We start from the raw sequence: 26,381 nt of genomic DNA on the forward strand, positions 1-26,381 counted from the left end.
CGTCGGAAAACATCGTCAGCCGCGCGGTGTTGGAAGCGCAGGGCTCGGTCCTGACCAACAAATATGCCGAAGGCTATCCGGGCAACCGCTATTACGGCGGCTGCGAATGGGTCGACGTCGTCGAAACGCTGGCGATCGAGCGCGCCAAGAAGCTGTTCGGCGCGGGCTTTGCCAATGTGCAGGCGAATTCCGGCAGCCAGATGAACCAGGCGGTGTTTCTGGCGCTGCTGCAGCCCGGCGATACCTTCATGGGCCTCGATCTCGCCGCCGGCGGACATCTCACCCACGGCTCGCCGGTCAACATGTCCGGCAAATGGTTCAAGGCGCAGCACTACACGGTGCGGCGCGAGGACCAGATCATCGACATGGACGCGGTGGCGAAACAGGCCGAGCAGGTGCGGCCGAAGCTGATCATCGCCGGCGGATCGGCCTATTCGCGCGCCTGGGACTTCAAGCGTTTCCGCGAGATCGCCGACCATGTCGGCGCCTACCTGATGGTCGACATGGCGCATTTCGCAGGGCTGGTGGCCGGCGGCGTGCATGCCTCCCCGGTGCCGCATGCGCACGTCACGACCACCACCACGCACAAGTCGCTGCGCGGCCCGCGCGGCGGCCTGATCCTGTGCAATGACGAGGCGCTGGCCAAGAAACTGAACTCGGCGATCTTCCCGGGTCTGCAGGGCGGCCCGCTGATGCATGTGATCGCGGCCAAGGCGGTTGCGTTCGCCGAGGCGCTGCGTCCGGATTTCAAGATCTATGCGAAGAACGTGGTCGAGAACGCCAAGGCGCTGGCCGAAAGCCTGCGCGGCCACGGCCTCGACATCGTTTCGGGGGGGACCGACAACCATCTGATGCTGGTCGACCTCAGGCCCAAGGGACTGAAGGGCAATGTCTCGGAAAAGGCGCTGGTGCGCGCGGCGATCACCTGCAACAAGAACGGCATTCCCTTCGATCCGGAAAAGCCTTTCGTCACCTCGGGACTGCGGCTCGGCACGCCGGCGGCGACCACGCGCGGCTTCGGGGTCGCCGAATTCAAGCAGGTCGGCGGCATGATCGCCGAAGTGCTGAACGCGGTCGCGCAGTCGCAGGACGGCGCGGCGCCGATGGTGGAAGCCGCGATCAAGGAACGGGTAAAGGCGCTCACCGATCGCTTCCCGATCTATCAATAGGGTTCTGGCCGGATGCGTTGTCCAAGCTGCAACAGTCTCGATACGCAGGTGAAGGACTCGCGTCCGACCGAGGATTCGGCGGTGATCCGGCGGCGGCGGGTGTGCGTCGCCTGCAATTTCCGTTTCACCACCTTCGAGCGGGTGCAATTGCGCGAGCTCACGGTGATCAAGCGCAACGGCCGCCGGGTGCCGTTCGATCGCGACAAACTGGTGCGCTCGCTGCAGATCTCGTTGCGCAAGCGCCCGGTCGATCCGGAGCGGGTCGAGAAGATGGTTTCTGCCATCGTGCGCGAGCTCGAAAGCGGCGGCGAAGCGGAGATATCATCCGAGGCGATCGGCGAGATCGTGATGGAGCATCTGCGCCAGCTCGACGACGTCGCCTATGTGCGTTTCGCCTCGGTCTATCGCAATTTTCGCGAAGCAAAGGACTTTGAAGCGGTGCTCGGCGAGCTCTCCGGCGACGACGACGCGCGGATTGCCCTGTTACGCAAATGATCTTCCGCATTCTGGAAGAGCAGTTCGCGCAGAAATCGAAGGATTCGAAGGCTGCCGACCAGCGCTTCATGCAGCTGGCGCTCACGCTCGGCCGGCGCGGGCAGGGCCGCACTTGGCCCAATCCCGCCGTCGGCGCCGTGGTGGTCAAGGATGGCGTCATTGTCGGGCGCGGCTGGACTCAACCAGGCGGCCGTCCGCACGCCGAGCCGGTCGCACTTGCCCAGGCCGGCGAGGCCGCCCGCGGCGCGACGCTCTACGTGACGCTGGAGCCGTGCTCGCATGTCGGCAAGTCGCCGCCCTGCACTGATGCGGTGATCGCCGCCGGGATCAAACGGGTGGTGTCGGCGATCGAGGACCCCAACCCCGAGGTGGCAGGCCAGGGCCATGCCCGGCTGCGCGCGGCGGGGATTGCGGTCGAGATCGGGCTCGGCGCGGCGGAGGCTGCGCACGATCACGCCGGGCATTTCAGGCGCGTCCGCGAGGGGCGGCCGCATGTGATCCTCAAGCTTGCGGTATCCACCGACGACAAGATCGCCGCAGCCGGCCACACGCCGGTGGCGATCTCGGGTGAGGCGGCCAAGGCACGGATGCATCTGCTGCGCGCGCAGTGCGACGCCATCCTGGTCGGGGTCGGCACCGTGCTATCAGACGATCCGCTGCTGACCTGCCGGCTGTCGGGCATGGAGGCGCGCTCGCCGGTGCGCGTGGTGCTGGACCGTGCGCTGCGGATCTCGGGCACCAGCCGGCTGGTGCATTCGGCCCGCGCGACGCCGCTATGGGTGATGACGTCGAACCTTGCGGAAGCGCCGGCGGCCATGAAACTGGGCGCTGCCGGCGCGCAGGTCATCCGCGTCGCCACCACGGCCGCACCGCCGCCGGGGTTGGACTTGTCGGCCGTGCTGCACGCGTTGGCGCAGAGGGGCATCACCTGCCTCCTGGTCGAAGGCGGCGCGCGCGTGGCCGCGGCCTTTGCTGCGGCAGGCCTGGTCGACGAATTCTGGCTGCTGCGTGGCCCGGAGGCCATTGGCGCCGGCGGCGTCGCGGCGCTGGACGCCTTGCCGCTCACCTCAATCACGCAGTCGCTCGCCTTTCGCGTTCGTGCTAGCGAGAGCCTCGATAAGGACACTCTTACCGTATACGAGCGCGCCTGATGTTCACCGGGATCGTTACCGACGTCGGCGAGATCGTCAGCCTGACGCCAACGGCGCAAGGGCAGTTGCATCGACTGCGCATCGCCTGCCGTTACGACCGCTCCACCATCGCGGACGGCGCCTCGATCGCCTGCAATGGCGTCTGCCTGACCGTGGTCGCCTCCGGCGTGGAACAGGGAAAAACCTGGTTCGATGTCGATGCCGCCGCCGAAACGCTCGGCATGACCACGGCGAAGCACTGGACTGTTGGCACCAAACTCAATCTCGAGCGGGCGCTCAAAATCGGCGACGAGCTTGGCGGTCACATCGTCGCCGGACACGCGGACGGGATTGCCGCCATCGTCAGGCGAGACGATCTGCCCGACATGGCGCGGTTCGAACTGCGGACCACCCGCGAGCTGGCACGCTTCGTCGCCGCCAAGGGCTCGGTGACGCTCGATGGCGTGTCGTTGACGGTGAATACCGTCGATGACGTCGCTTTTTCGGTGTTGATCATTCCGCACACCCTCAATGTGACGACGCTTGGCGACGGGCGCGCGGGCGGCGAGGTCAATATCGAGGTCGACCTGATGGCGCGCTACGCCGCGCGGCTTGCGGAAATGAAATAGAGGCGGCCCTTGGCTTTGGACGCCGCTGCGCCTAAAACCCGCATCAATCATCCAATATCAACGGGAACAAGATGGCAGACGCGCGGCGCGCACCGTTAAACGATCAAACCGACATATCGGGCGCACGGGCGCTGATCGTCGAGGCCCGCTTCTATGACGACATCCAGGACGCGCTGCTGGAAGGGGCGGTCGCCGAACTGAAGGCCGCCGGCGTCACCCACGAGGTGATTACGGTGCCCGGTGCGCTGGAAATCCCGGCCGCGATCGCGATCGCGCTCGATGCCGCCGAGACCAACCGCAGACCGTACGACGCGGTGATCGCGCTCGGCTGCGTCATCAGGGGCGACACCATCCATTTCGAAATCGTATCGATGGAATCCTCGCGGGCGTTGATGGATCTTGCGGTGGCGAGAAAAATTCCGCTCGGCAACGGCATCATTACCGTCGACACCGATGCGCAGGCGTGGGCGCGGGCGCGGGCGGGCGAACTCAACAAGGGCGGCGATGCCGCGCGCGCGGCGCTCGCCATGCTGCGGCTCAAACGCCGGCTGACGCGGACCTGATCATGACAGAAGACAACAAGAAGCAGGTCAAGAAACCTGCAAAGGGCCCGGACAGAAAAGCCAACCGCCGCGGCGCGGCACGGCTCGCCGCCGTGCAGGCGCTTTATCAGATGGACATCGGCGGGGCCGGCATCAACGATATTTTCGCGGAGTTCGAGAGTCATTGGCTCGGCGGCGAGGTCGAAGGCGACAAATATCTGCCGGCTGAAGCGGCATTCTTCCGCGACGTCGTGTCCGGCGTGGTGCGCGATCAGGCGAAACTCGATCCCCTGATCGACGACGCGCTGTCCAGGGGCTGGCCGCTGAAGCGGATCGATGCCATCCTGCGCGCGGTGTTGCGCGCCGGCGCTTACGAACTGGAGCATCGCAAGGATGTGCCCGGCCGCGTCGTCGTATCCGAATATGTCGATGTCGCGCACGCCTTTGTCGAGGCTGAAGAGACCGGCATGGTGAACGCGGTGCTCGACCAGATCGCCCGCCAGTTTCGCGCCGACGAGTTCGTGCGGGCGGGTGGCTGAGATGATGCCCCCCGGTGCAGGTGCATCCGGTGAGGACTCCCTGATCGCGCGATACTTTCGTCCGCTTGCGACGGACCCCGGCGCGTTCGCCCTTGGCGACGACGCGGCGATCCTCAAGGCCATGGGCGACGATATCGTCGTGACGACGGACGCCATCGTCGAAGGCGTCCATTTCTTGCCCGGCGACCCTCCCGACACCATCGCGCAAAAGGCGCTGCGGGTGAACCTTTCCGACCTTGCGGCGAAAGCTGCTGCGCCGGCGGGCTTTGTCCTGACGCTGGCGCTGCGCGCGGCCGATGATGCATGGCTTGCATCCTTCGCGCGCGGATTGGGCGCGGACTCCAGCCGGTTCGGTTGTCCGCTGCTGGGCGGCGACACCGTCTCGACGCCGGGTCCGCTGATGATCTCGATCACCGCATTCGGGCGGGTCGCCGCGGGCCAGATGCTCCGCCGCAGTGGCGCCAAGCCCGGCGACCGCGTCGTGGTGACGGGGACGGTCGGCGACGCCATGCTTGGCCTCGATATCCTCAAGGGCGGGGCGGTGGCCGCAGCCCTTGCCGATGATGCCGCGGCAAGAGAGCTGCTCGTCGGTCGTTACCGGGTGCCGCAGCCCCGGAACGCACTGGCGCAAGCCCTCCGCGATCATGCGCATGCGGCGATGGATGTATCGGACGGTCTTGCAGGCGATCTGGCCAAGCTTTGCATGGCGTCCGGCGTGTCGGCGGTCATCGACATACCAAGTATTCCCTTGTCCGCCGCCGCGGCGACCGCGCTCGCACGTCGCGCGGTCGGCATGGAGGCCCTGGTTTCCGGGGGTGACGACTACGAGATTTTGTGCGCGATCCCCGAGGACGGCTTCGACGCGCTTGCAAGGGCTGCCGGTATCGCGGGAGTGGCGGTAAGCTCGATCGGGACCGTAATCGCGGGGCGCTCGGCGCCGAGGTTTCTCGATGCGCAGGGCAGGGACCTGCCGCTATCGCGCCTCGCCTACAGCCATTTCTAGGATTTTCCGGAAAAGCGCATGTTTCCACGTAAATACCTGCCGAAATCGACCGTTTTGGCACTCCACGGCGTTGCGCCGGGGATATGATTTTGGCATGGTCCCGCCCGATTTGAGGCCGCCCTTTTGGGCAGGGAAGGCCTTGTTTTTATGCGCCCGCCGCTCCCGCGGTGACAGGCGTGGGGTGAGAATCACGATAGATCCGAGGCAAATTCAATGACAGCATTATGGGTGATTGTGCTCTGCGGAGCGCTTTCCATCGTTTACGCCATCTGGGCGACGGCATCAGTCATGAAGGCCGATGCCGGCAACCCGCGCATGCAGGAAATCGCCGCCGCGGTGCGCGAAGGCGCGCAGGCCTATCTCAAGCGCCAATACATGACGATCGGTATGGTCGGCATCGTGATCTTCGCGCTGCTCGCCTATTTCCTCGGCATGCTGGTTGCTGTCGGGTTCGCGGTCGGCGCGGTGCTGTCGGGCGCCGCTGGCTTCATCGGCATGAACGTGTCGGTTCGCGCCAACGTGCGCACCGCGCAGGCCGCCACCGTCTCGCTGGCCGGCGGCCTTGAGCTCGCCTTCAAGGCGGGAGCGATCACCGGCATGCTGGTGGCCGGTCTCGCGCTGCTCGGCGTCACCATCTATTTCGCCTACCTCACCCACTTCATGGGCTTGGCCGCCAACAGCCGCACCGTCGTCGATGCGCTGGTGGCGCTCGGCTTCGGCGCATCGCTTATTTCGATCTTCGCACGGCTCGGCGGCGGCATCTTCACCAAGGGCGCTGACGTCGGCGGCGATCTCGTCGGCAAGGTCGAGGCCGGCATTCCCGAGGACGATCCGCGCAACCCCGCCACCATCGCCGACAACGTCGGCGACAATGTCGGCGATTGCGCCGGCATGGCCGCCGACCTGTTCGAGACCTACGCGGTGACTGCGGTCGCCACCATGGTGCTGGCGGCGATCTTCTTCGCGACCTCGCCGCTTCTGGTCAACATGATGACGCTGCCGCTCGCCATCGGCGGCGCCTGCATCATCACCTCGATCATCGGCACCTTCTTCGTCAAGCTCGGCGCCAACCAGTCGATCATGGGCGCGCTGTACAAGGGCCTGATCGCCACCGGCGTGCTGTCGCTGATCAGCGTCGCCGGCGTGATCTACTGGCTGGTCGGTTTCGGCCCGCTGGCGGGCGTCAAGTTCACCGGCATGGCGCTGTTCGAATGCGGCATCGTCGGCCTGGTCGTCACCGGGCTGATCATCTGGATCACCGAATACTACACCGGCACCGAATATCGCCCGGTGAAGTCGATCGCGGCGTCCTCGGTCACCGGTCACGGCACCAACGTGATCCAGGGTCTGGCGATCTCGATGGAAGCCACCGCCGGTCCGGCGCTGGTGATCATCGCCGGCATCCTCGTCACCTACAGCCTTGCCGGCCTGTTCGGCATCGCGATTGCCACCACGACGATGCTGGCGCTGGCCGGCATGATCGTGGCGCTCGACGCCTTCGGGCCGGTCACCGACAATGCCGGCGGCATTGCCGAAATGGCCGGTCTGCCCAAGGAAGTGCGCAAGGCGACCGACGCGCTCGACGCGGTCGGCAACACCACCAAGGCGGTTACCAAGGGTTACGCGATCGGCTCGGCCGGTCTCGGCGCGCTGGTGCTGTTTGCGGCCTACAATGAAGACCTCAAATTCTTCATCGCCAATGCCGCGAAGTATCCGTACTTCCAGGGCGTCTTGCCCGACTTCTCGCTGAATAACCCCTACGTCGTGGTCGGCCTGCTGTTTGGCGGCCTCCTGCCGTATCTGTTCGGCGCGATGGGCATGACGGCGGTCGGCCGCGCGGCCAGCGCGATCGTCGAGGAAGTGCGGCGTCAGTTCCGCGAAAAGCCCGGCATCATGCAGGGCACCGACAAGCCGGATTACGGCAACGCGGTCGATCTTCTGACCAAGGCGGCGATCAAGGAAATGATCATCCCGTCGTTGCTGCCGGTGTTGTCGCCGATCTTCGTCTACTTTGTCATTTTCGGCATTGCAGGCGGTGGCGCGGCCGGTAAATCCGCGGCGTTCTCCTCCGTGGGCGCGATGCTGCTCGGTGTCATCGTGACCGGTCTGTTCGTCGCGATCTCGATGACCTCGGGCGGCGGCGCCTGGGACAACGCCAAGAAGTACATCGAGGATGGCCATTACGGCGGCAAAGGCTCCGACGCCCACAAGGCAGCGGTGACCGGCGATACCGTCGGCGATCCCTACAAGGATACGGCGGGGCCCGCCGTCAATCCGATGATCAAGATCACCAACATCGTGGCGCTGTTGCTGCTCGCGATCCTGGCCCACTGATCGACGGTGCGATCACAGACAAAACCCCGCGGTGCGAGCCGCGGGGTTTTTTATTTGAGAGATGAGAGACGGGACGGCCTGTCGGTTACGCGCTTCGCGCGGGCAACGCGTCAAGCCTGCGATCGTCTTACTGGCCCTGACCCCAGTTAAGCGCCTTGAACAGCGGGGCCACGTAGTTGATCTCCTGGCCCGAGGTCGGCGTGGTGCGGCTGATGAAGTCGAATATCATGCCGTCCTTCAGCCCGTAATTGGCGAGCCGCCTCACCTGGCGGTTCTTGTCGAAATAGACCGCGATTATGCGCTGATCGACGATCTTGTCGTTCATGAACGCGATCGGACGCTCGGCGCGCTGCGAAATGTAATAGAAGACTTCACCGTTGAGGGTGGCGACCGTGGATGGCGTCCCCATCACGATCAGGACCTGATCCTGGCTCGCCCCAATGGGAATTTGCTCAAGCGCGCCTGGCGGCAGGATGTAGCCCTTCTGAAACTGCTCGCCGCAGCCGCCCAGTGCCGCGCACACCAATGCAACCGCGGCCGCGGCGCGCAAACCGCGCCAGCGCGTTGCCGAGCCGCGCGGAGAGCCTGTCTGACTGGACTCAATCATTCCGGAACCGGTTCCATCCCCTTGCATCGCGTCAAGCGTTGACGTACCGGGCAGCACGCTGGATTGCAACAGAGGCGGCACCCAATAGGCAAACCTTGGGGGCTCGCTTGCGGAACCCACAATGCTTTGGCCGTTCAGTCACTTCAGGAAACCCCGGGCGTCCTCGCGAGGCACCATCGAGGCCATCTATGGCATGATCGTGACGCAAGCGCGACAACCCTGGTTCTACCGGGATCTTGGCGTGCCGGATACGGTTAACGGTCGTTTTGATCTGCTCGTGCTGCATTTGTGGATGGTCTTGCGGCGATTTCAGTCGGCGGACGGCGCTGCGAACCTGTCCCAGGCGCTTTTCGATCATTTCTGCGACGATATGGACGCCAATTTGAGAGAAATGGGTGTCGGCGATCTCACGGTCCCGAAGCGCATGCAGGCCTTCGGGGAGGCGTTCTACGGCCGGGCGGCCGCCTATGATCTCGCTTTGAGCTCCGGTCAGGAGCTGTTCGCGCTGGCCCTGTGCAAGAATATCCTGAATGGAGAGGGCATCGACAAAGCACGGCGGCTTGCCATTTATGCCGAGAGCGCCATCGCAAGCCTGACAGGTCTCGACGAGGCGACGTTGCGCGGCGCGGCGTGGAGGTTTCCGTCGCCGGCCGAGACCGTCGCGCAGCCATAAAACAGAAACGATGAGCATGATGAGCAAGGCAGATCCATGGAGCGTCCCGGTCACAGTGGTGCAAATACCGGACACCGGATTGCATCGCGACATCGAGGCTGACCGGGCCACGCGCGAGGCCATGGCTGAGGCCGCGGGCTTGCGCGAAATCCTGTCGGCGAGCGCCTCGCTCGATGTGACGCCCAAAAGCGGGGGCCGTATCCATGTCACCGGCCGCGTGCGGGCGCGGATCGGACAGACCTGCGTGGTGACGCTCGATCCGATCGAGAACGAGCTCGACGAGCCGATCGACCTGGTCTTCGCGCCGCCGGAGCAAATTCCGGATCTGTCCGCTCTGGTCGATGAGGCCGCCGAAAGCGAAACGGAGACTCCAGATCCGCCGGAGCCGATCATCCATGGCGTGATCGATCTTGGCCGGCTTGCGACCGATGCGCTGTTCCTGGCGGTGGATCCCTATCCACGCAAGCCGGATGCGGTTTTCGAGCCGCCCGTGGAAACCGCCGATCCCATGGATCACCCGTTCGCCGCGCTCAAAGCCCTGCGGCTCGACACCAAACCGTCCACCTCCAAGAAGCCGCCCGGGACGCCCAAGGGTGGCAAGCGGGGCTAAAGAGCGGTTGCAGAACCTGCACCGCAACAAATCTGAAGCTGGGATCGGCCCTATATTTCATTTAGCGCATTGAATTAACTCGAGTTATTTCCATATACCGAATCTGCCTTGCTGCGGGCATGGCCATCAAAAGGAAGCGGTCAAGAGGTTGTGTCGGGGCGGGGAAACGCTATTGTCGCGGCCCGGCCGGGGCGCAGCGTTGTGCCTCGCCGATCGCCGCTGTCCGTGGCGATTTGCAGTCAGCGGCCGAGCGCTACGAGTCCGCAAAGAGATCAGGTTTCCGGGACGTTCATGCCTCAAAAGGTTCGAATCGCGCTTGACGCCATGGGTGGCGATGTCGGCGCATCGGTCGTCATTCCCGGCGCCGCGATTTCATTGAGCAGGCACCCCGACACCGAATTCCTCCTGTTCGGCGATCGCGCGCTGATCGAGCCACAATTGGCCAATCATCCGGCGCTGAAGGCGGTCTCCCGCGTCATTCACACCGACGTCGCCGTCAGCATGCACGACAAGCCCAGCCAGGCCTTGCGGCGCGGCCGCAAGTCCTCGTCGATGTGGCTGGCGATTGACGCCGTCAAGAAAGGCGAGGCCGACGTTGCGGTATCCGCGGGCAATACCGGTGCGCTGGCGGCGATGGCGCGGTTTTGCCTGCGCATGTTGCCCGGGATCGACCGGCCGGCGCTGGCGGCGATATGGCCGACGGCGCGCGGCGATTCGGTGGTGCTCGACCTTGGCGCCACCATCGGCGGCGACGCGCATCATCTGGTGGCGCTGGCGGTGATGGGCAGCGCGATGGCCAGCGTGCTGTTCAGTCTGGAACGGCCGACGGTCGGGCTGCTCAATATCGGCGTCGAGGAGATCAAGGGCCGCGAGGAAATTCGCGAAGCCGCGGAGTTGCTGCGCGCGATGAACCTGCCGCAGCTCGAATATATCGGCTTCGTCGAGGGCGACGGCATCGGCAAGGGGGCCGCCGACGTCATCGTCGCCGAAGGGTTCAGCGGCAACATTGCGCTGAAAGCCGCAGAAGGCACGGCGCGCCAGATCACCGAATTCCTGCGTGAGGCGCTGTCTCAGACCTGGCGGGCGAAGATCGGTTATTTGTTCGCCAGAAATGCCTTCAAGGCGCTGCGCGACAAGCTCGATCCCTCGAAATCCAACGGCAGCGTGGTGCTCGGGCTGAACGGAATCGTCGTCAAGAGCCATGGCGGAACCGACGCCGAAGGCTTTGCCTATGCGGTCGACGTTGGCTATGACATGGTCCGCTACGACCTCCTCACCAAGATCAACCAGATGCTCAATCGTGACGGCAGCGCGCTCGCCCAGGCGCCGAACGCGCAGGAGGCTGTCTCGTGACTGAAATCCGTTCGGTCGTGCTCGGCTGCGGCTCCTACCTGCCGCAGCACATCTTGACCAATGCCGAGCTGGCGACGCGAATAGATACTTCCGATGAGTGGATCGTGCAGCGCACCGGCATCCGGCAGCGCCATATCGCGGCGGAGGGTGAGTTCACCTCGCATTTGGCGATCCACGCCGCGCGATCGGCGCTTGCCAATGCCGGAATCGACGCGCAGTCGATCGATCTGATCGTGCTGGCGACCTCGACGCCGGACAACACCTTTCCCGCGACAGCGGTCGCGGTCCAGGAAGGGCTTGGCATCCACCACGGCGCGGCCTTCGATCTGCAGGCGGTATGTTCGGGGTTTATCTTCGCGCTGGCCACCGCGGACAACTTTCTGCGCACCGGCGCCTTCAAGCGCGCGCTGGTGATCGGGGCCGAGACCTTCTCGCGGATTCTCGACTGGAACGACCGTGGCACCTGCGTGCTGTTCGGTGACGGCGCCGGCGCCATCGTGCTGGACGCCCAGCCGCAGCCGGGCAAGTCCTCCGATCGCGGCGTGTTGACGACCCGGCTGCGCTCCGACGGACGGCACAAGTCGAAATTATACGTCGATGGCGGGCCATCCTCGACCCAAACCGTGGGTTTTCTGCGGATGGAAGGCCGCGACGTGTTCAAGCATGCCGTCGGCATGATCACCGACGTGATCGTCGATGCCTTCGAAGCGACCGGCACCAGCGCGGAAGATATCGACTGGTTCGTTCCTCACCAGGCCAACAAGCGAATCATTGATGCTTCGGCGCACAAGCTGCATATTGCGCCGCAGAAGGTTGTGGTCACGGTCGACCTGCATGGCAACACCTCGGCTGCCTCGATTCCGCTGGCGCTGTCGGTTGCGGTGGCGGATGGACGGATCAAGCAGGGCGATCTGGTCCTGCTCGAAGCCATGGGCGGCGGGTTCACCTGGGGCTCGGCGCTATTGCGCTGGTAGACGGCATATTAAAAAAACCTGTAGACTTTGCGGCGTTCTTTCATGCTAGTGCATTGATGAGCGCTGTTGACCGTCGCTTGTTAAGCTCATAATTTCAGATACATATTGTTCGCCGTGAGTTGGGGCAGGCGATGACCGGAACCGGAAAAACCGTTACACGCGTCGATCTGTGCGAAGCCGTCTACCAGAAGGTGGGGCTGTCGCGCACGGAATCGTCGGCGTTTGTCGAACTGGTGTTGAAGGAGATCACCGATTGCCTTGAAAAGGGCGAGACGGTGAAACTGTCTTCGTTCGGTTCGTTCATGGTGCGCAAGAAGGGTCAGCGGATCGGCCGCAACCCGAAGACGGGCACGGAAGTGCCGATTTCGCCACGGCGCGTGATGGTGTTCAAGCCGTCGGCTATTCTAAAGCAGCGGATCAACGGTCACAGCGCCGGCAACGGCGAGGGCAAGGCCGACTAAAGAGGCCGGCTGGGTCAGTCGTTCAACTGGGGCGAGCACAAGGGGAGCGGGCATTTGGACAAGGCGCCGGATGCGTTCCGAACCATCAGCGAGGTCGCCGACGATCTCGATATCCCCCAGCATGTCCTGCGCTTCTGGGAGACGCGGTTCACTCAGATCAAGCCGATGAAGCGGAGCGGCGGCCGCCGCTACTATCGTCCCGATGATGTCGATCTGCTCCGCGGTATCCGTCGCCTGCTGTATGGCGAGGGCTACACCATCCGCGGGGTGCAGCGCATTCTCAAGGAACACGGCATCGGCTCCGTTCAGCGGCTGGCGGATGCCTCGGCGGTAGCGTCGTTCGGCGCGATCGAAGAGGTGATCGGGCTAAGCATTCTGGAGCAGGATGACGACGCCCCAGGCATCGACATCGATGACGAGGAGCGTGACGAAGCGGACGAGGGCCGGAGATCTCGCCGCGCCGGACGCGGCAGGGTCAGACATTCGGCGGCCTTCGAGGAGGAGGGCGAGGACGACCTGATCCCCGGCGTGGCCGACCTGCCACCCCTGTTCGACGTTTCGCGCCTGAAAAGCGTGCTGCAGGACCTGATCGCCTGCCGGCAATTGCTCGATGCAGCGCTGAAGGACGGCTAGCCGCCCCGTTGGGAACCGGCATTTGCCGGTGTCCGGGAGGCGAATCGCCCGCCTTGCGCGCCAGCCTGATCGAAGCTAAGGGAACGGCATCGGAGCGTGGCGCAGCCCGGTTAGCGCACTAGTCTGGGAGACTAGGGGTCGGAGGTTCAAATCCTCTCGCTCCGACCAATCACCTCACCGCAATCACAGGGGGAATCCGGCGATCCCCTGCTGCCCGGCATTCCCTGCGCAAAGATCAGACGCCGCCCGGCGCGACGTAGCAGTACACGTAGTCGCCCCTGCTCAGGAAAATGATGCCGTGGCCGGTCGGGTTCGACTGGTCGTATTTCAGCTTGTGGTTCGGGATGACGAACCTCGTTCCGACGTCGATGTGTTTGCGGCGGAGCGGCTCGTCCGGCCGGGAGTCGGTGATGATGGCGACATATTTGTCGCCATCGACTTCGAACGAATCCGCCCAATAAGCGTCGGCTTCGCCGCAACATGAGACCGCGGGATTATCAGGCTGCATCAAGGCCTGGAACCATTCGCGTATCTGCGGATTAGTTCCTTCCCATTGCCCGAAATCACGGGCACTCGCTACGCTCATCAAGCAACCGAACGCTGTACAAAGGACGAGGCGTTTCATGCCGCACTCCTGAGTTTTCCAGCCAGCTCGTTTAAAGCAATGTTCGTGCCGCGAATCAGTTCCTTGTGGTAGTTTAAGTGAAAATTATACGACGCGGGGGCCGCGCCAATCATTTTGGGGCGCCGAAGTTCCGCGTGGGCTCGCGCCTTATCTTGGCCACGCGACGCCAATCAAAATGCGGGCGCTGCCTGTCGCGAGATGAGCGCGCCGAACAGCGCGTCCCCATCCGCGCCGGTGAAGAAGTAGCGGCGACTTGTTATGATTGCAGTTTGATTGAACGCAATTCGCCGCACTGACTGTGGGTTTACCAATGACCGTTATCAAGTCGGGCGATCTCGTGGTGTTGAAATCCGGTGGCCCCATCATGACGGTGGATACGGTCAACACGGATATCTTCGATGACGACAAGGTAACGGGCGTGCTTTGCGCCTGGTTTGTCGGCGAGAAACTTGAGCGGGTGCGGTTCGATCACAGGGCCATCGAGCCGGCACGGCTGCAAGAAGCCTCTCCTGAAAAAAAGGAAGTGGGTCTGGAGGAGGCCGCCGGCGAATACAAGGTGGTTCTTGATGAGATGACCGCCGCCATGAACGTTACCGCCGAGGCAGAGAACGATGCCTCAAAGCTGGTCATTAGGAGGCCAAAGCGTGCATCGGCCAAGTACGATACTCTCGCGGCCACTCCGACGGTGAGCCGTGTTGCCAGCTGATCGCTCGGCCTATCCACCCCGCGCGAAGGCTACGGAAAGTCCGTGCTGTCCTGCAGGAAATAAAGCGCGATCAGGGCGACGGTGACAATCGTCGAGAATATCGCGATCGCCAAGGTCCAGTCGACATGCTTCTTTGAGCGCCTTCCGATCGTCAAAATCGCCGTCAGGGCTTTGAGACCCATCTTTCGCATTTGGCTCAAGCGCTCCGTCTCGCGGGCTGATCGACTGCGCGGCTGAAGCCTAGCATGTTTCGGCCGGGTGGCGGCGTTTTCTTGCGGGCTTACGGCGCGCTGCCGCTCGTCGTCACCTTGGTGGGATGGTTGATCCTCGCCAGGGTTTTCTGCTTGTCGTTCTTTCGCCCGAGGCGCTTGGCGCAATGATGCAGCAGATGCGATACGGCGAACACTACCGTGTGTTTCTCGCGCCCGCGCTGGTGATCGGGATCTATCTCACCTGGGCCGGCTTCACGGCGCCGGCGGCGCGCGAGCGTTAGGCTAGCCGCGCCTGCTTGACCGGATCGTCGACCGACCTCATCACGGGGAACGGAGGTATCCAGCTTCAGGTCACGCCGCCCGAACACTGTCCAGGAATTTCTCGACCTCGTCCTTCAGATGGATACTCACTTCGGACAGGGCCTGGGCCGATCTCAGCATCTGACCCGATGTCGTCTCGGTCTCTCCGGCGCCGCGCGCGACGCGCTCGATGTTTTCGGCAACTTCGAGGGTACCGCCGGCGGCAGCCTGGACCCCCTGTGCGATGCTTTGGGTCGCGGTGCCCTGCTCCTCGACAGCAGAGGAAATCGAGGTCGTGATCTCGCTGATGCGCTCGATCGTCTGCCCGATGGCCTTGATCGCATCCACGGACTCGCCGGTGGCGCGCTGCATGTTGACGATGTGCGCGCTGATCTCGTCGGTGGCTTTGGCGGTCTGCCCCGCCAGGTTCTTGACCTCCTGGGCGACCACCGCAAAACCGCGGCCGGCATCGCCGGCGCGGGCGGCCTCGATGGTGGCGTTGAGCGCGAGCAGATTGGTCTGTTCCGCTATCGACGTGATCAGCTTCACCACGTCCCCGATCCGGTCGCCGGCCGCCGTCAGTTCCGCCATCCGCTGATCCGTTGCATCGGCCTGCTTGACCGCATCGGCGGCAACGCCGTTGGAATCCTGGACCCGGCGGCTGATCTCGACGATCGACTGGGACAGCTCGTTCGATGCGGTCGCGGCACTGCGGACATGTTCGGAAGCCTGTCGCGACGCATCGGCGGACAGGCCGGACATCTCTGCCGTCGAATGCGCAGTCACCGAAAGCGTTTGGGCATCCCTTTCAAATTTCCCCGATGAATTCAGGACTTGCTCGATGATGCCACCAATTTTGGTGCGGAAAGCCTCGACAAACTGATTGAGCTCCGCTTTGCGCTGCTCCGTCGCCTGCTTTTCGGCGCTGATGCGTTCGGCCTCGAGTTGGCGGCGCTCGATGCGGTTGTTCTTGAAAACACCGACGGTCCGGGCGATTACGCCGATTTCATCGTGGCGATCGGCATGCTGGATCTCGACATCCGTCCTTCCTTCGGCGAGCACGGTCAGGGTCTCCGCCACGGCCCTCAGCGGCTTGGTAACGCGGCGAACCAGCGCCATCGTCGTCACAAGCGCGAGCAGCGCAGCAATGCCGGCTGCAATTGCCATCGCGTCGATCGCCTGCCACAGCATGGCGTCGAGCTGCGCCGTCGGAATGCCGACATAGACGATGCCGATCACCTTGCCGGCGGGATCAAACACCGGCTGATAGGCGGTGTAGAAACGACGCCCGAACAGCATCGCCGGGCCCTTGTAGGCCTGACCACGGCGAAGCATGGCTTGCCCCGGATGATCCGCCGCGAGCTGCGTGCCAACCGCCCGATCGCCATTTTCTTTTTTGACGTTCGTGGTTCGGCGCACGAATTGCTGCGATGCGTCGTCGTAGACGAAAAGCGTGGCGTTGCCTCCGACATACGAAGTCGCCCGGTCCACGATCCGGTGATCGGTGAATTCGGGCATCCTGGGAATTTCAATGCGGTCAACGACGCCGTCGCGAATCGTGATCTTCGCATCCTGGAAGGCTTCGCCAAACGCCAGGCTGAGCGTGCGCAGGCTGAGATCGATGTCTCGCTCCGCGCGGATGTTGAAGTCGCGTGTCAATGACCAGTAACCCGCCCCGACCAACAGCGTGGTATTGATTGCGATCAGTAGCGCCGCACTCATGACGGCCTTGGGCCCGAGGTTCAGCCGCGCAAGAGGGAAACGCCGTCCCTTCCATCCGAACGTCATGCAATCTCTCCCTAAAAATGCCTGACCTTATCGTCTTATGTTTAAGATAGTATTTGTCATCGGTAGGTTGGAGTCGGCAGGGTACCCAATTTCTCTACTATGATACCGTTCGCGGCAAGCGAGAGTCCCGCGGCGCATCGAGGGATTTGGCAGCGCGCTCGGCGCTGCAATCCCGATCGGCCGCATGGCGGATCTGTCTGACGGTGGTTCAATGGTGGGTTCCGTCCGCTCTGAAATGGCCGGTTGCGCGGGCTAAGAAAAGCGCCTGAGGCTACAGCGAAGGTGAGCTGTTGGCGCCGCGGGCAAGCCGGTGATATGTAGGATTCGAATGAGGGAGCTATGCATGAGAGTTCTTCGCGCCGCAGCCATGATCGCGTTGTTGGTGGCCGGGCCCGCTTACGCGCAAAAAGGCGCCCCTGCCGCACCGCAAGACCCGCCCAAGTCACCGTCGCAGATCGAGGCCGAGAAGTCGGCCGAAAAGGCCTATAAGCATTCGCTCGGCAACATTCCCGACCAGCCACCCGCCGACCCCTGGGGCGCCGCGCGCGGCGTCGATCCGCCAAAGCCTGTTTCGAAGGACGCCGCGGCGAAGCGGACCAAGGCCAGCGGCACCACGAATTAGAACACGGCCGGCGAAGGCACGTCGCCACGGAGGACGTCTGCAAGGACGACGGCCGTCCCAGAGCGTTTTCGAGCGAAGTGGCAACCGGTTCGCGTAAAGAAAACACGTCAAAATAAAAGACCAGAGCGCCGGTTCTGATTCGATCAGAACCGGCGCTCTAGTGCTTGATGGCGATCCAGCGGCCGATACAGCCGTCGGATCGGTTGAATGTTCCAGACCCCGTATTTCCTGACAATTGTCCGACGGCGGTCAGGGTCATGCCGTTGCCGGCGCCGACCGAATGCAACGTGCCGTCCGGATCGACCTGTCCGCTGCCACCCCTGATGATGATCTTTCCGCTGACGATCCTTGCAGGCAAGGAGCCTGTGCCCCGGCATCCGGCGCTGGTGAAGGTCCATGCTCCGTCAAAGCTGTTGTTTTCCTCCTGGGGCGCGGCGGGCGGAGGCTCTTCAGCGGGTTGGCTCGCTCCATCCCGCGGTTCTGAAAGGAACGACATTCTGCTGTGAGCGAGACCGGCGTCGGTACGCTGTGGCTCCGCCATCGCGGCAGAGGGATTTGACGCCAGGGCAGACAAGGCGCACCACAACGCGGCCCTCAGCCACAGTTGAATGACATCATTCGCGGTGTTCATCTTCGGCAACGTGGCGTTGGAAACCTGGCATCATCGCCGACGACATTTTGGTCCGCAGGGGTGAGCGTTCAATTCCCCGCGCAACGGCGCCTTGCGATGCGTCCTTCTTCTATAGCGTCTTCAAGTATTCGATCAGGTCCTTGCGTTCCTCATCGCTCAGCAGGCGGCCGATGACCCCCTTTTTATGCTCGTGCGGGCCTTCACCCGGCGGTGCCTCGAGCGAGTGACCGAGATTGCTGTTGCCGTCGACCGGCGAGCCGGGGGGCGTCGCGGAGAACAGGGTTTCGCCGTTCCTGCACTTTGGCACTTCGCCGGCCTCGACGTGGAAGCCGACCTGCTGCGGATCGTAGTCGCGAAAGCCCATGCAGAATTGCTTGGGGCGCTGCGCCGCGGGCATCAGCATCCACCAGAGCGAGGGAACCGAACCGTTGTGAAGATAGGGCGCGGTCGCCCACACGCCGTTCAGCGGACGGGCGCGATAGTGCAGGTCCTTCTCGGGGTTGGGACAGTTTTTTCGGAAACCCCAAAGCTGTTTCTCATTGGCTTCCGAAACGTGGTTATCCTTCATCCATTTTCTGCTGACCAGCTCCACGACGGTCATCAAGGCGATCGCATACGGCATTTCCGTCGAGGAATAGGTGGAGGGCAGAGGCAGATCGGCACAGTCGGAAACCTTGCCAGCGTCGCCCGCGGGCTGCATATCGCGCGCAGGCTGCAAATCCAGGAAGCCGGGCAGGTCGACCTTGCGTGATACCAGCACGTTGGCCTGCGCCGGGTCGGTGCCCATCACCTCCACCGGTTTTTGTACCGGCTTCAACACCGGACCATTGGCGTCCCAGTGCTCCGGTTTCCAGACACTCTTGTCCGGGAATTGCGCGTCGAACACGGGATCGTTGACCGGTCCAAGGTGGCACTCGACGCAGATATCGGCATAGATCGCCCGGCCCTTTGATGCGCGCTCCGTGTCGATCTTCCACGCGGGGTCGTTGGAGAAGATTTGCGACGGCCATTTCGGTGGCTGCAATCCGCCGAAGCCTTTTGGGTTTTGGCCAAAGGGATTGGGGCCGCGCAGCATATCTTCGATGCGAAGCAGATTCTCGAGCGCAACCGAGGAGCGGAACAGCGACTCCTTGGGGGCGTCGGGCGAAAGATTGAGCCGTGCCGAAACCCCGAGCGCCTCGCCGGCGTTGCGGATCAACGGCTGCCCGATCGAGGCGTCGTACTGCGCCCACGAGAGCCACGGCACGGTCCAGATCGGCGGAAAACTGACCGGCGCGTCCCTGGCGTGCAGGTTCTTTTCAAATTCCGGCAGACCGCTGATCGCCATGTCGGTGGCGAAAACCTGATTGCCGATCCGGTTCAGCGCATCCAGCCGCCCGTAGCCTTCCTCGGTATCAATCTGGTGCTTATCTCCAAGCGCTTTCTTCAGCGCCTTGACCTGGCCGAGCACCAAGTCGCCGCCCCTCGCAAGGGTTTTCTTGAGCTCGTCGCGTTCTGCCGGAGTTGCACCTTGACCCAGGACGCGGGTGGCGAAGCGTTTGAACCGGCCGGGCAGGTACAGCGTGGACAAAATCGACTGGCCGGTCGCCAGTTCGAGTTTCAGCAGGTCCACCATCCCCGGGCCGCCGTCAAAGCGCACGCTGACGCCCTTGTAGTTGATGTGCCCGGTATGACAGGCCGCGCAGGTCAGCCCGATCATCTCGGGTTGAGGCTTGCCGGTCGTGGGGTCGGAGGCACCGGGCATTCGCGCGAAACCGACCGGCAGGCCATCGAAATTCTCGGCTTGCGTCGGGATGAAGCCTGCGACGGACGGTGGTGCCGGCTCCGTCCTGGCGTCGGACGCGTAATAGCCGAAGCGATGCAAGGTCGCTTCGTCGGTATGGATGGTTTTCGGGCTTGGAAGAAAGCCGAACCGCTCGAGATATTCGCTATCCTTCAGCAGGCCGGGTTCGGTGAACAAATGGATGCCCGGCCGTTCCAGCGCGACAAACAACGCGTAGGGCACCGGAAAAGTCACGGTGCCCTGGCTGGCGTGGTGGAACCAGTGCCGGTCCTCCATCGACCAGTTCTGGTCGAGCCAACGCGCTTCTTTGATTGGCGCAGGCTCCGGCAAGGGAGGGGGCAGCAGTTGCGCCAGCGGCGGCAGGAATTTCTGTAGCTGGTCGGGAAACTCCGCGATCGCCACGATCACAGCGAGGCCAAAGGCCGCCGCGACGAGCGCGATTTTGCCGAGCACGACGACAGCGCGTGGCGCGGATGCCGGCCGTGACGTCAGGCGCGCGGCGATCCGCTCGGGCAACAGCCGATCGACGAACAGGGTTCGGACCTCGGCCACGCTGAGGTAGCGTTGCTCGCCATCACCCTTGCCCATGATGTTCAGCAGAACCGGCCATTCGCCGTCCATCAACTTCCGGTCAAACCATCGCCTCTTGTCCTTGGCGCGTTCGAAATTCGCGTTCATGTAGGCCGTGATTTCGCCCGCCGTCAGGCCGCGCTCGGTTTTGCCCCACGGATCCCTGTAGTCGCTGCCGAACCCGGCGAGGCGTTCAATTTCGGTCTCGTTCACACGGGCGGTCGCATCGAGGATGCGCGAACCGACGCCATGCTTGTCCAGCGGACCATCGCGCAGTTCGTCGAGCACCGCGCCGGACCACCAGCTCCGCAACAGGCGCAGGGGACTGAGGCCGTTCGCGATCAGGGCAACCAGGTAGGTCTTCACGCCGGCCAGTCTTTCCGCCAGCCCCCGTTCACCGGTCGCCGCCTCGACGGTATGGGAGAGCGTGGCAAGCGGCACGTGGCCGCCGACGAAACCGCCCGCCACAAGCGCGCGCAGGAAGGGGCACGGATTATCGGGCGAAATGGCGATCTGCCCGGCGGAGGCGTCGCTTGAAGCTGGACCAGCGCGTTCGATTGGCATGGAGCTGAATCCTCAAAAACCGTCGAATTATGCGAGTGACTCGTCTCGATATAAGGCGAATGAAGGTTTTGAAAAACGAATTTGAAGCCGTCGCACTACCTCAGGATGCATAGGAGTCTTGGCGGAATCCAAATCTGTGTCAACAGACGGCTCGCAGCAAGTAGTGGGCATTTGGCTTGGCCGGAAGCGCTTGAACGCTTCCGGCGCGCACCGAGCGCGCCTAGGCCGTGCGCTTCGAAACACGCTCGACGAGACGCAATTTGCTCAGGGGTACGCCGGCTTTCAAAAGCCCGTCCCGGTAATGGGCGGTATCGGCCGGAGATTTCCACCGGAAGTTCCTGAGGTGCCGCTCAACGGTCAGGGTTGGATAGCTGGTTAGCAGGACCTCGGCCGCTTTTGCCGCTTCCTCGGTTCGTCCCAGTTGCGCGAGAGCCGCCGCCCGTATCGCAAGCACTTGAAGATGATTGGGATTCAAATAAAGGGCTTCGCGCGACCAGGACAGCGAAGCGTTGTATTGTCCGAGAAGGTAGTGACTGAACGCGTTCAGCGCCCCCCATTGAAATCTGGGGTCGCTGTTGCCGCGCTGCACGGCCGTTGAAAATAACTCGATGGCCTGTCGATGCTCCCCGATAACGAAGTGACAGAAGCCAAGCACACCGCGGGCGCCCATGTCATACGGATTGAGCTCGACCGCTCTTTTTCCGGCGTCGAGCGCCGCCTCGTAATGCCCCTCCATCGCGTGCACATAGGACAGAATTGCAAAGGTGAACGACGAGCGCGGGTCAAGCCTGACACTGCTCTCCGCCAGGCTCATTGCCTCGGCCCATAATTCGCGGGTGCTTCGGATCCACCCAAAGTGCACGCCCTGCAACAGAATGGTGGCGAGATAGGCCCGCGCAATCGCAAGCGACGGATCGAGCGCGATCGCCTCCTTGAACAGTGCGATCGAGGCTTCAAAATCCGCCTTCGTCTGTCGGTAATAGTGAGAAAGTCCTCTCAAGAACCGGTCCCATGCGGTCAGAACGGTGGATGATGACCGGATGGGAGCCGAAGCTTCTGCCCGATAGATCTCCGGGGCCAATGCCGCGCACAGGCTGGTGGTGATTTCATCCTGCATCGCGAACAGATCGTCGATGTCCCGGTCATATCGACCAGTCCATAATTGTTCGCCTTTTTCCGGGGCAATCAGCTCGGCCGTGACGCGAATTTTGGTTCCGGCACGCCGTACCGAACCCTGGATCAGGTAGGTCGCGTCAATCTCCCGCGCGATCAGGCGCGTGCTCAGGTTCTTGCCCTTGAACGAGAAAGTCGCGTTTCTGCTCAAAACCCGATAAAATGATTGCAGCGACAGCGCGTGGATCAAATCTTCCGTGAGTCCGTCAGAAAAATACTCGTCAGCGCTATCACTGAGATTGACAAAGGGAAGTACCCCCACGATCGCCGTGCGATATTGCGCAGGCAGATCCCATGTATCCTTGCGTTCGCGGCCGCCGCTGTCGGAGCCGCCAGGCTCCCAGGTCCAGACGCTTACCGGCTGTTCGATGTTCTTGAATCGGTAACTGCCGGCATCGACAAGCGGGACGCTGAGATGCCTGCTGGCCTCGCCATAGGCCTTGGCTGAAACCGCCACGCCGCCGGGCGCGGCGACCGTTTCGAGCCGCACGGCGATGTTCACGTCGTCCCCGAAGACTTCCTCTTCGTCGGCCATCACATCTCCCATGTGGACGCCCAGACGGAATTGCATGACCCGGTCCGCGGGGAGGTGGTTGTTCCGTTCCGCCATCAGCGCCTGCATCGCGATGGACGACTCGACGGCCCCCACGATGCTCGGAAATTCCAGCAAAAAACCGTCGCCGGTGTTCTTCACGATCCGGCCGCCGTGATTGAGAATGATCGGGTATATCGCGCTTCGATGGGCCTTGAACGCGGCGTGGGTACCGGCCTCGTCGGCACCCATCATGCGCGAGTAACCGGCGACGTCAGCACAGACGATGGCTGCGAGGCGTCTCTCCATCTCCTTCCCATCTCCTGTCGTCGCGAACCGGCAGATAGCACGGTACGTGGTCGGTGGACCCAAGCCAATGGCCTTAACGGGCGGTGTCGCAAGTGAGTTCATGGCATGGTAAGCAAGTCTTACCCATGAACGACCGCCTTCGCGATCATGCAATGGATACCCTTGGAACCATTGACGGTCTGGGTCACCCGCAGGTCGGCGGCCAGGCTGCAGAGGGTGTAGGCATCTTCGCGCGACAGATTGCGCTTTTCGCCGAGCAGCACGATCATATCGCGCAGCGCCCGCACCACGCACTGATCGAGATCGGGATCCATCGCCATCGTCATGTAGTGCGTCGGTGTCTCGGCGCGGGGATAGTCGAGCCGCAAATCCTTGCGCAGCGTCAATTTGAAACGTCCCTGCAGCGCGGTCTCGATCGCGGTGACGCAGACTTCGCCGTCGCCCTGGACGCCGTGGCCGTCGCCGCAGGAAAACAGGGCGCCTGCCACGAACACCGGCAAATACAGCTTTGCGCCCGGCGTCAGCTCCTTGTTGTCGAGGTTGCCGCCCATCGCCCGCGGGATCAGCGAGGTGATGCGCCCCCAGGCCGGCGGCGGCGCCACGCCCATCACGCCGAAAAACGGTGCCAGCGGCAGATCAAGTCCCCACGGCAGCCGGCCCACCATCCGCGTCTTGTCGAGCGGGATATTCATGAGCCGGGCCTGGTGGAAATCGTCCGGCAACGTGCCGGCCAGTGGCCGGATCAGATTGTAGCCCCAGTCCTGGCGAAGCCTGACGTCCAGGATTTCGACTTCCAGCACGTCGCCGGGCGCGGCGCCCACGACGGCGACCGGACCGGTCAGGATATGTCCGGGCACCATCCGCTCGTTCCTGGCATGAACATCGGCGAGTTCAGGCGGGACGTGAAACCGGCTGCGGTCCGGCACCACCTCGGGGCCGCCGCTGATGGTGTCGATGGTGACCTCGTCACCGCTGGCGATGGTGAGGACCGGTTTCAGCTTGGCGTCGAAGAAGCCCCAGTGGCAGGTCGCGGGGCTGGAATGCAGGTGATGATGCGTCATGACGGGGCTTCTTGTTGGGGCAGCGGTCGAGTATGACGCTGTACCAGACATTCCAAGAGGTCTCTCGTGTTTTTTTTCCTCTCCAAAACGCTGGGCATCATGCTGTTGCCGGTGAATTTCCTGATCGGCGCCGGCGTGCTCGGCGCGATTTTGCTGGCGACGCGATGGAAGTCTCTGGGCCGCAAGCTCGTGATCGCCTCGCTGGTCCTGCTTGCGATCTGCGGGTTTTCGCCGCTCGGAAACCTGCTGCTCTATCCTCTCGAACAGCGCTTTCCACCATGGGATGCCTCGCGGGGGGCGCCGGACGGCATCATCGTCCTCGGAGCATCCATCGAAGCCGAAATTTCGGCCGCGCACGGCGCGCCGGTGATTCGCAGCGCGCCCGATCGCATCATCGCCGCCGCCGCGCTTGCGCTGCGATATCCGAAGGCGCGTATCGTGTTTTCCGGAGGCAGCGCCAACCTGATTTCCAATGACGCCAGAGAGGCTGATTTCGCCGGCGCCGTCTTCGAAAGCCTCGGCATCGCCAAATCGCGGCTGATCATGGAGCGGCGTTCGCGCAACACCCAGGAGAACGCCGAATTCTCCAGGGCGCTGGTGGCGCCGAAGGACGGCGAGCGCTGGCTGCTGGTGACTTCGGCCTTCCATATGCCGCGATCCGTCGGCCTGTTTCGCAAGGCCGGATTTGCCGTCGAACCCTATCCGGTCGACTGGTGGGTCGGCGGGCCTGACGATCTCCTGGCATTTTCGAAGATTGCGATCGAGGGATTGACGCGCACCGACATGGCCGTGCGCGAATGGATCGGTCTCGCCGCGTACAGGGCGACCGGCAAGATCGATGCCTTGCTGCCGGGGCCCGGCCAAAACTAGAACCGCCGGTCGCCACCGGCGGGCAATCGGGCTAGGATCAGTGCTGCGGGCGCGCCGGCCCGCCGATCTCGGAGTTGGACGCCATGCAACAGCAAACCCCGCCGGAACAGTTCGATTTGCCCGGCATGGTGGCCGATCTGAACGGCCTGCTGCGCCTCAAGACCACCGTGATCGGCCTCAAGATGTTCGCAAGCGCCGACGAGATGGCGGCGATACCGAAACTCCGGCGGCCGACGGCGGTTCATACCACCGACCAGATCGTCAGCATGGCCTCGCGGCTGGGATGGACCGTCGGCATCACGGCAGACGATCTCGTCGGCGCGCAGTGCCGCGCGGTGATCGGGCTCGCGCCACAGGACGAGAAGTGGCTGGCCGGCCAGGGCTATGTCGGCGTCTGGCATGAGAATGCCGAGGACGCGCGCAAACGCCAGCAGGCGCTTGATGTCGTCCCCTTCGGCAAATACCAGGCGATGGTGGTGTCTCCGCTTGCCAGCGGCCGGCTTAATCCGCCGGACATTTGTCTGGTCTATGCGACGCCCGGCCAGATGATCATCCTGATCAACGGACTGCAGTGGACCGGCTACAAGAAATTCGAATGGGGTGTGGTCGGCGAGACCGCCTGCGCCGATTCATGGGGAAGGGCGCTTAAGACCGGCGAGCCCAGCCTGTCGCTGCCGTGCTATGCCGAGCGGCGCTACGGCGGCGTGCCGGATGAGGAGATGCTGATGGCGCTGCAGCCTTCGCATCTGGCCAAGGCGATCGCGGGCATGAAGGCATTGGCGAGGAACGGCTTGCGCTATCCGATCGCCCCTTACGGTATCCAGAGCGACGTGCGCGCCGGCATGAGCGTTTCCTACGCCAACAAATAGCCAACACAGGCGCGCATTCAAACCTTTCCGTTTCGCACCTCAAGGAATTGACTATGAAGTCCTCGTCGAAGTTCGACATCGTTGTCTATGGCGCCACCGGCTTCACCGGTCGGCTCGTCGCCGAATACCTGGCGGCGCATTATGTCGGCAAGGGTGCGCCGAAATGGGCGATGGCCGGACGCAGTCTCGACAAGCTTGCTTCGGTGCGCGACGCGATCGGCGCGCCGGCCGATATTCCCCTGATTGCCGCCGATGCCGGAGATGCGGCATCGCTGAAGGCGATGGTCGAGCAGGCCAATCTGGTGCTGACGACGGTCGGTCCCTATCAGTACTACGGCTCGGATCTGCTCGCCGCCTGCGCCGCCACCGGCACCGACTATGTCGACCTCTGCGGCGAACCGATCTGGATGCGCCAGATGATCGATGCGCATGAGGCCACCGCGCAATCGACGGGCGCCCGCATCCTGTTTTCCTGCGGCTACGATTCGATCCCGTTCGAGCTCGGGGTGTTCTATTGCCAGGAGACCGCGAAAAAGCTGCTGGGTGCGCCGGTCAGCCGGATCAAGGGACGGGTCCGCGTCATGAAGGGCACGCTGTCGGGCGGCACCGCGGCA

At 63.3% G+C, this 26,381-nt stretch carries 28 protein-coding genes and 1 tRNA gene; 21 read left to right on the top strand and 8 right to left on the bottom strand.

What is annotated here, in order from left to right; genetic code table 11:
• The 8 genes from glyA to E8A46_RS15990 form a co-directional block, all read left to right on the top strand.
• A partial coding sequence (glyA, locus tag E8A46_RS15955) for a serine hydroxymethyltransferase (protein WP_291562458.1) occupies nt 1-1,169 on the top strand: 1,169 nt, incomplete at its 5' end.
• A 12-nt stretch (nt 1,170-1,181) separates the two neighbouring features.
• Entirely contained in the window at nt 1,182-1,664 is a 483-nt protein-coding gene (gene nrdR / locus E8A46_RS15960; protein WP_291562462.1) for a transcriptional regulator NrdR, read from the top strand.
• Nucleotides 1,661-2,815 (top strand): bifunctional diaminohydroxyphosphoribosylaminopyrimidine deaminase/5-amino-6-(5-phosphoribosylamino)uracil reductase RibD, encoded by a 1,155-nt coding sequence (gene ribD, locus E8A46_RS15965; RefSeq protein ID WP_291562466.1) that lies wholly within the window; start codon nt 1,661-1,663, stop codon nt 2,813-2,815. Before nrdR ends, ribD begins: the two co-directional genes overlap by 4 nt.
• The gene (locus E8A46_RS15970; RefSeq protein ID WP_291562469.1) at nt 2,815-3,423 is read left to right on the top strand and encodes a riboflavin synthase; all 609 of its coding nucleotides are present in this window, start codon (nt 2,815-2,817) and stop codon (nt 3,421-3,423) included. Before ribD ends, E8A46_RS15970 begins: the two co-directional genes overlap by 1 nt.
• Before the next feature lie 71 nt (nt 3,424-3,494).
• Nucleotides 3,495-3,986, top strand: a complete 492-nt coding sequence (gene ribH, locus E8A46_RS15975) for a 6,7-dimethyl-8-ribityllumazine synthase (RefSeq protein ID WP_291562472.1) — start codon at nt 3,495-3,497, stop codon at nt 3,984-3,986.
• A 2-nt stretch (nt 3,987-3,988) separates the two neighbouring features.
• A complete protein-coding gene (gene nusB / locus E8A46_RS15980) occupies nt 3,989-4,504 on the top strand; it encodes a transcription antitermination factor NusB (RefSeq protein ID WP_291562475.1) in 516 nt (171 codons plus the stop codon).
• 4 nt (nt 4,505-4,508) lie between these two features.
• The gene (thiL, locus tag E8A46_RS15985) at nt 4,509-5,507 is read left to right on the top strand and encodes a thiamine-phosphate kinase (protein WP_291562534.1); all 999 of its coding nucleotides are present in this window, start codon (nt 4,509-4,511) and stop codon (nt 5,505-5,507) included.
• A 213-nt stretch (nt 5,508-5,720) separates the two neighbouring features.
• Nucleotides 5,721-7,841 carry a sodium-translocating pyrophosphatase gene (locus E8A46_RS15990; protein WP_291562478.1) on the top strand — a complete coding sequence of 707 codons (2,121 nt, stop codon included), beginning with the start codon at nt 5,721-5,723 and terminating at the stop codon, nt 7,839-7,841.
• Between the two features lie 127 nt (nt 7,842-7,968).
• Here the strand turns inward: E8A46_RS15990 and bamE are convergent, their stop codons facing one another.
• Entirely contained in the window at nt 7,969-8,448 is a 480-nt protein-coding gene (gene bamE / locus E8A46_RS15995) for an outer membrane protein assembly factor BamE (RefSeq protein ID WP_291562481.1), read from the bottom strand.
• Between the two features lie 121 nt (nt 8,449-8,569).
• Here bamE and E8A46_RS16000 point away from each other — a divergent pair, with 121 nt between their 5' ends.
• The 7 genes from E8A46_RS16000 to E8A46_RS16030 all read left to right on the top strand — a co-directional run bounded on the left by E8A46_RS16000 (nt 8,570) and on the right by E8A46_RS16030 (nt 13,320).
• A complete protein-coding gene (locus E8A46_RS16000) occupies nt 8,570-9,121 on the top strand; it encodes a ubiquinol-cytochrome C chaperone family protein (protein WP_291562486.1) in 552 nt (183 codons plus the stop codon).
• Between the two features lie 19 nt (nt 9,122-9,140).
• Nucleotides 9,141-9,731 (top strand): DUF177 domain-containing protein, encoded by a 591-nt coding sequence (locus E8A46_RS16005; RefSeq protein WP_291562489.1) that lies wholly within the window; start codon nt 9,141-9,143, stop codon nt 9,729-9,731.
• A 291-nt stretch (nt 9,732-10,022) separates the two neighbouring features.
• Complete coding sequence (gene plsX / locus E8A46_RS16010) at nt 10,023-11,084, top strand: phosphate acyltransferase PlsX (RefSeq protein WP_291562492.1); 1,062 nt, start codon at nt 10,023-10,025, stop codon at nt 11,082-11,084.
• Complete coding sequence (locus E8A46_RS16015; protein WP_291562495.1) at nt 11,081-12,058, top strand: beta-ketoacyl-ACP synthase III; 978 nt, start codon at nt 11,081-11,083, stop codon at nt 12,056-12,058. Before plsX ends, E8A46_RS16015 begins: the two co-directional genes overlap by 4 nt.
• A gap of 131 nt (nt 12,059-12,189) precedes the next feature.
• Nucleotides 12,190-12,519, top strand: coding sequence for an integration host factor subunit alpha (locus tag E8A46_RS16020; RefSeq protein ID WP_291562498.1), 330 nt, complete (start codon nt 12,190-12,192; stop codon nt 12,517-12,519).
• 54 nt (nt 12,520-12,573) lie between these two features.
• Nucleotides 12,574-13,152 carry a MerR family transcriptional regulator gene (locus E8A46_RS16025; protein ID WP_291562500.1) on the top strand — a complete coding sequence of 193 codons (579 nt, stop codon included), beginning with the start codon at nt 12,574-12,576 and terminating at the stop codon, nt 13,150-13,152.
• A gap of 90 nt (nt 13,153-13,242) precedes the next feature.
• Nucleotides 13,243-13,320, top strand: a tRNA-Pro gene (locus tag E8A46_RS16030).
• A gap of 67 nt (nt 13,321-13,387) precedes the next feature.
• Here the strand turns inward: E8A46_RS16030 and E8A46_RS16035 are convergent.
• Nucleotides 13,388-13,738, bottom strand: a complete 351-nt coding sequence (locus E8A46_RS16035) for a hypothetical protein (protein WP_291562502.1) — start codon at nt 13,736-13,738, stop codon at nt 13,388-13,390.
• A 349-nt stretch (nt 13,739-14,087) separates the two neighbouring features.
• Between E8A46_RS16035 and E8A46_RS16040 the strand changes: the two genes are divergently transcribed.
• The gene (locus E8A46_RS16040; protein WP_291562505.1) at nt 14,088-14,483 is read left to right on the top strand and encodes a DUF2158 domain-containing protein; all 396 of its coding nucleotides are present in this window, start codon (nt 14,088-14,090) and stop codon (nt 14,481-14,483) included.
• A gap of 29 nt (nt 14,484-14,512) precedes the next feature.
• On the opposite strand, the gene E8A46_RS16045 is transcribed toward E8A46_RS16040, so the two are convergent.
• Nucleotides 14,513-14,674: a hypothetical protein gene (locus E8A46_RS16045; RefSeq protein ID WP_291562508.1), complete on the bottom strand. Its 162-nt coding sequence runs from the start codon at nt 14,672-14,674 to the stop codon at nt 14,513-14,515.
• Nucleotides 14,675-14,799: 125 nt separating this feature from the next.
• On the opposite strand from E8A46_RS16045, the gene E8A46_RS16050 reads away from it, so the two are divergent.
• Entirely contained in the window at nt 14,800-14,976 is a 177-nt protein-coding gene (locus E8A46_RS16050) for a hypothetical protein (RefSeq protein ID WP_291562511.1), read from the top strand.
• A 70-nt stretch (nt 14,977-15,046) separates the two neighbouring features.
• Here the strand turns inward: E8A46_RS16050 and E8A46_RS16055 are convergent, their stop codons facing one another.
• Nucleotides 15,047-16,783 carry a methyl-accepting chemotaxis protein gene (locus E8A46_RS16055; protein ID WP_291562514.1) on the bottom strand — a complete coding sequence of 579 codons (1,737 nt, stop codon included), beginning with the start codon at nt 16,781-16,783 and terminating at the stop codon, nt 15,047-15,049.
• Between the two features lie 343 nt (nt 16,784-17,126).
• Between E8A46_RS16055 and E8A46_RS16060 the strand changes: the two genes are divergently transcribed.
• On the top strand, nt 17,127-17,405 hold the full coding sequence (locus tag E8A46_RS16060) for a hypothetical protein (protein ID WP_291562516.1): 279 nt from the start codon (nt 17,127-17,129) through the stop codon (nt 17,403-17,405).
• A gap of 157 nt (nt 17,406-17,562) precedes the next feature.
• Here the strand turns inward: E8A46_RS16060 and E8A46_RS16065 are convergent, their stop codons facing one another.
• From E8A46_RS16065 to E8A46_RS16080, 4 genes are all read right to left on the bottom strand, one after another.
• Nucleotides 17,563-17,763 carry a hypothetical protein gene (locus E8A46_RS16065; RefSeq protein WP_291562518.1) on the bottom strand — a complete coding sequence of 67 codons (201 nt, stop codon included), beginning with the start codon at nt 17,761-17,763 and terminating at the stop codon, nt 17,563-17,565.
• A 382-nt stretch (nt 17,764-18,145) separates the two neighbouring features.
• Nucleotides 18,146-20,953 carry a di-heme-cytochrome C peroxidase gene (locus tag E8A46_RS16070; RefSeq protein ID WP_291562520.1) on the bottom strand — a complete coding sequence of 936 codons (2,808 nt, stop codon included), beginning with the start codon at nt 20,951-20,953 and terminating at the stop codon, nt 18,146-18,148.
• Nucleotides 20,954-21,173: 220 nt separating this feature from the next.
• Nucleotides 21,174-22,967 carry an adenylate/guanylate cyclase domain-containing protein gene (locus E8A46_RS16075; RefSeq protein WP_291562522.1) on the bottom strand — a complete coding sequence of 598 codons (1,794 nt, stop codon included), beginning with the start codon at nt 22,965-22,967 and terminating at the stop codon, nt 21,174-21,176.
• Nucleotides 22,968-23,086: 119 nt separating this feature from the next.
• Entirely contained in the window at nt 23,087-24,028 is a 942-nt protein-coding gene (locus tag E8A46_RS16080) for an acetamidase/formamidase family protein (RefSeq protein ID WP_291562524.1), read from the bottom strand.
• A gap of 66 nt (nt 24,029-24,094) precedes the next feature.
• On the opposite strand from E8A46_RS16080, the gene E8A46_RS16085 reads away from it, so the two are divergent.
• From E8A46_RS16085 to E8A46_RS16095, 3 genes are all read left to right on the top strand, one after another.
• Nucleotides 24,095-24,898 (top strand): YdcF family protein, encoded by an 804-nt coding sequence (locus tag E8A46_RS16085; protein ID WP_291562527.1) that lies wholly within the window; start codon nt 24,095-24,097, stop codon nt 24,896-24,898.
• 83 nt (nt 24,899-24,981) lie between these two features.
• Nucleotides 24,982-25,767, top strand: coding sequence for a DUF169 domain-containing protein (locus E8A46_RS16090; RefSeq protein WP_291562530.1), 786 nt, complete (start codon nt 24,982-24,984; stop codon nt 25,765-25,767).
• Nucleotides 25,768-25,820: 53 nt separating this feature from the next.
• Nucleotides 25,821-26,381: saccharopine dehydrogenase NADP-binding domain-containing protein (locus tag E8A46_RS16095; protein WP_291562532.1), on the top strand; the 561-nt coding region annotated here is incomplete at its 3' end.

This window comes from Bradyrhizobium sp., assembly GCF_004799445.1.
GTDB lineage: Bacteria > Pseudomonadota > Alphaproteobacteria > Rhizobiales > Xanthobacteraceae > Bradyrhizobium.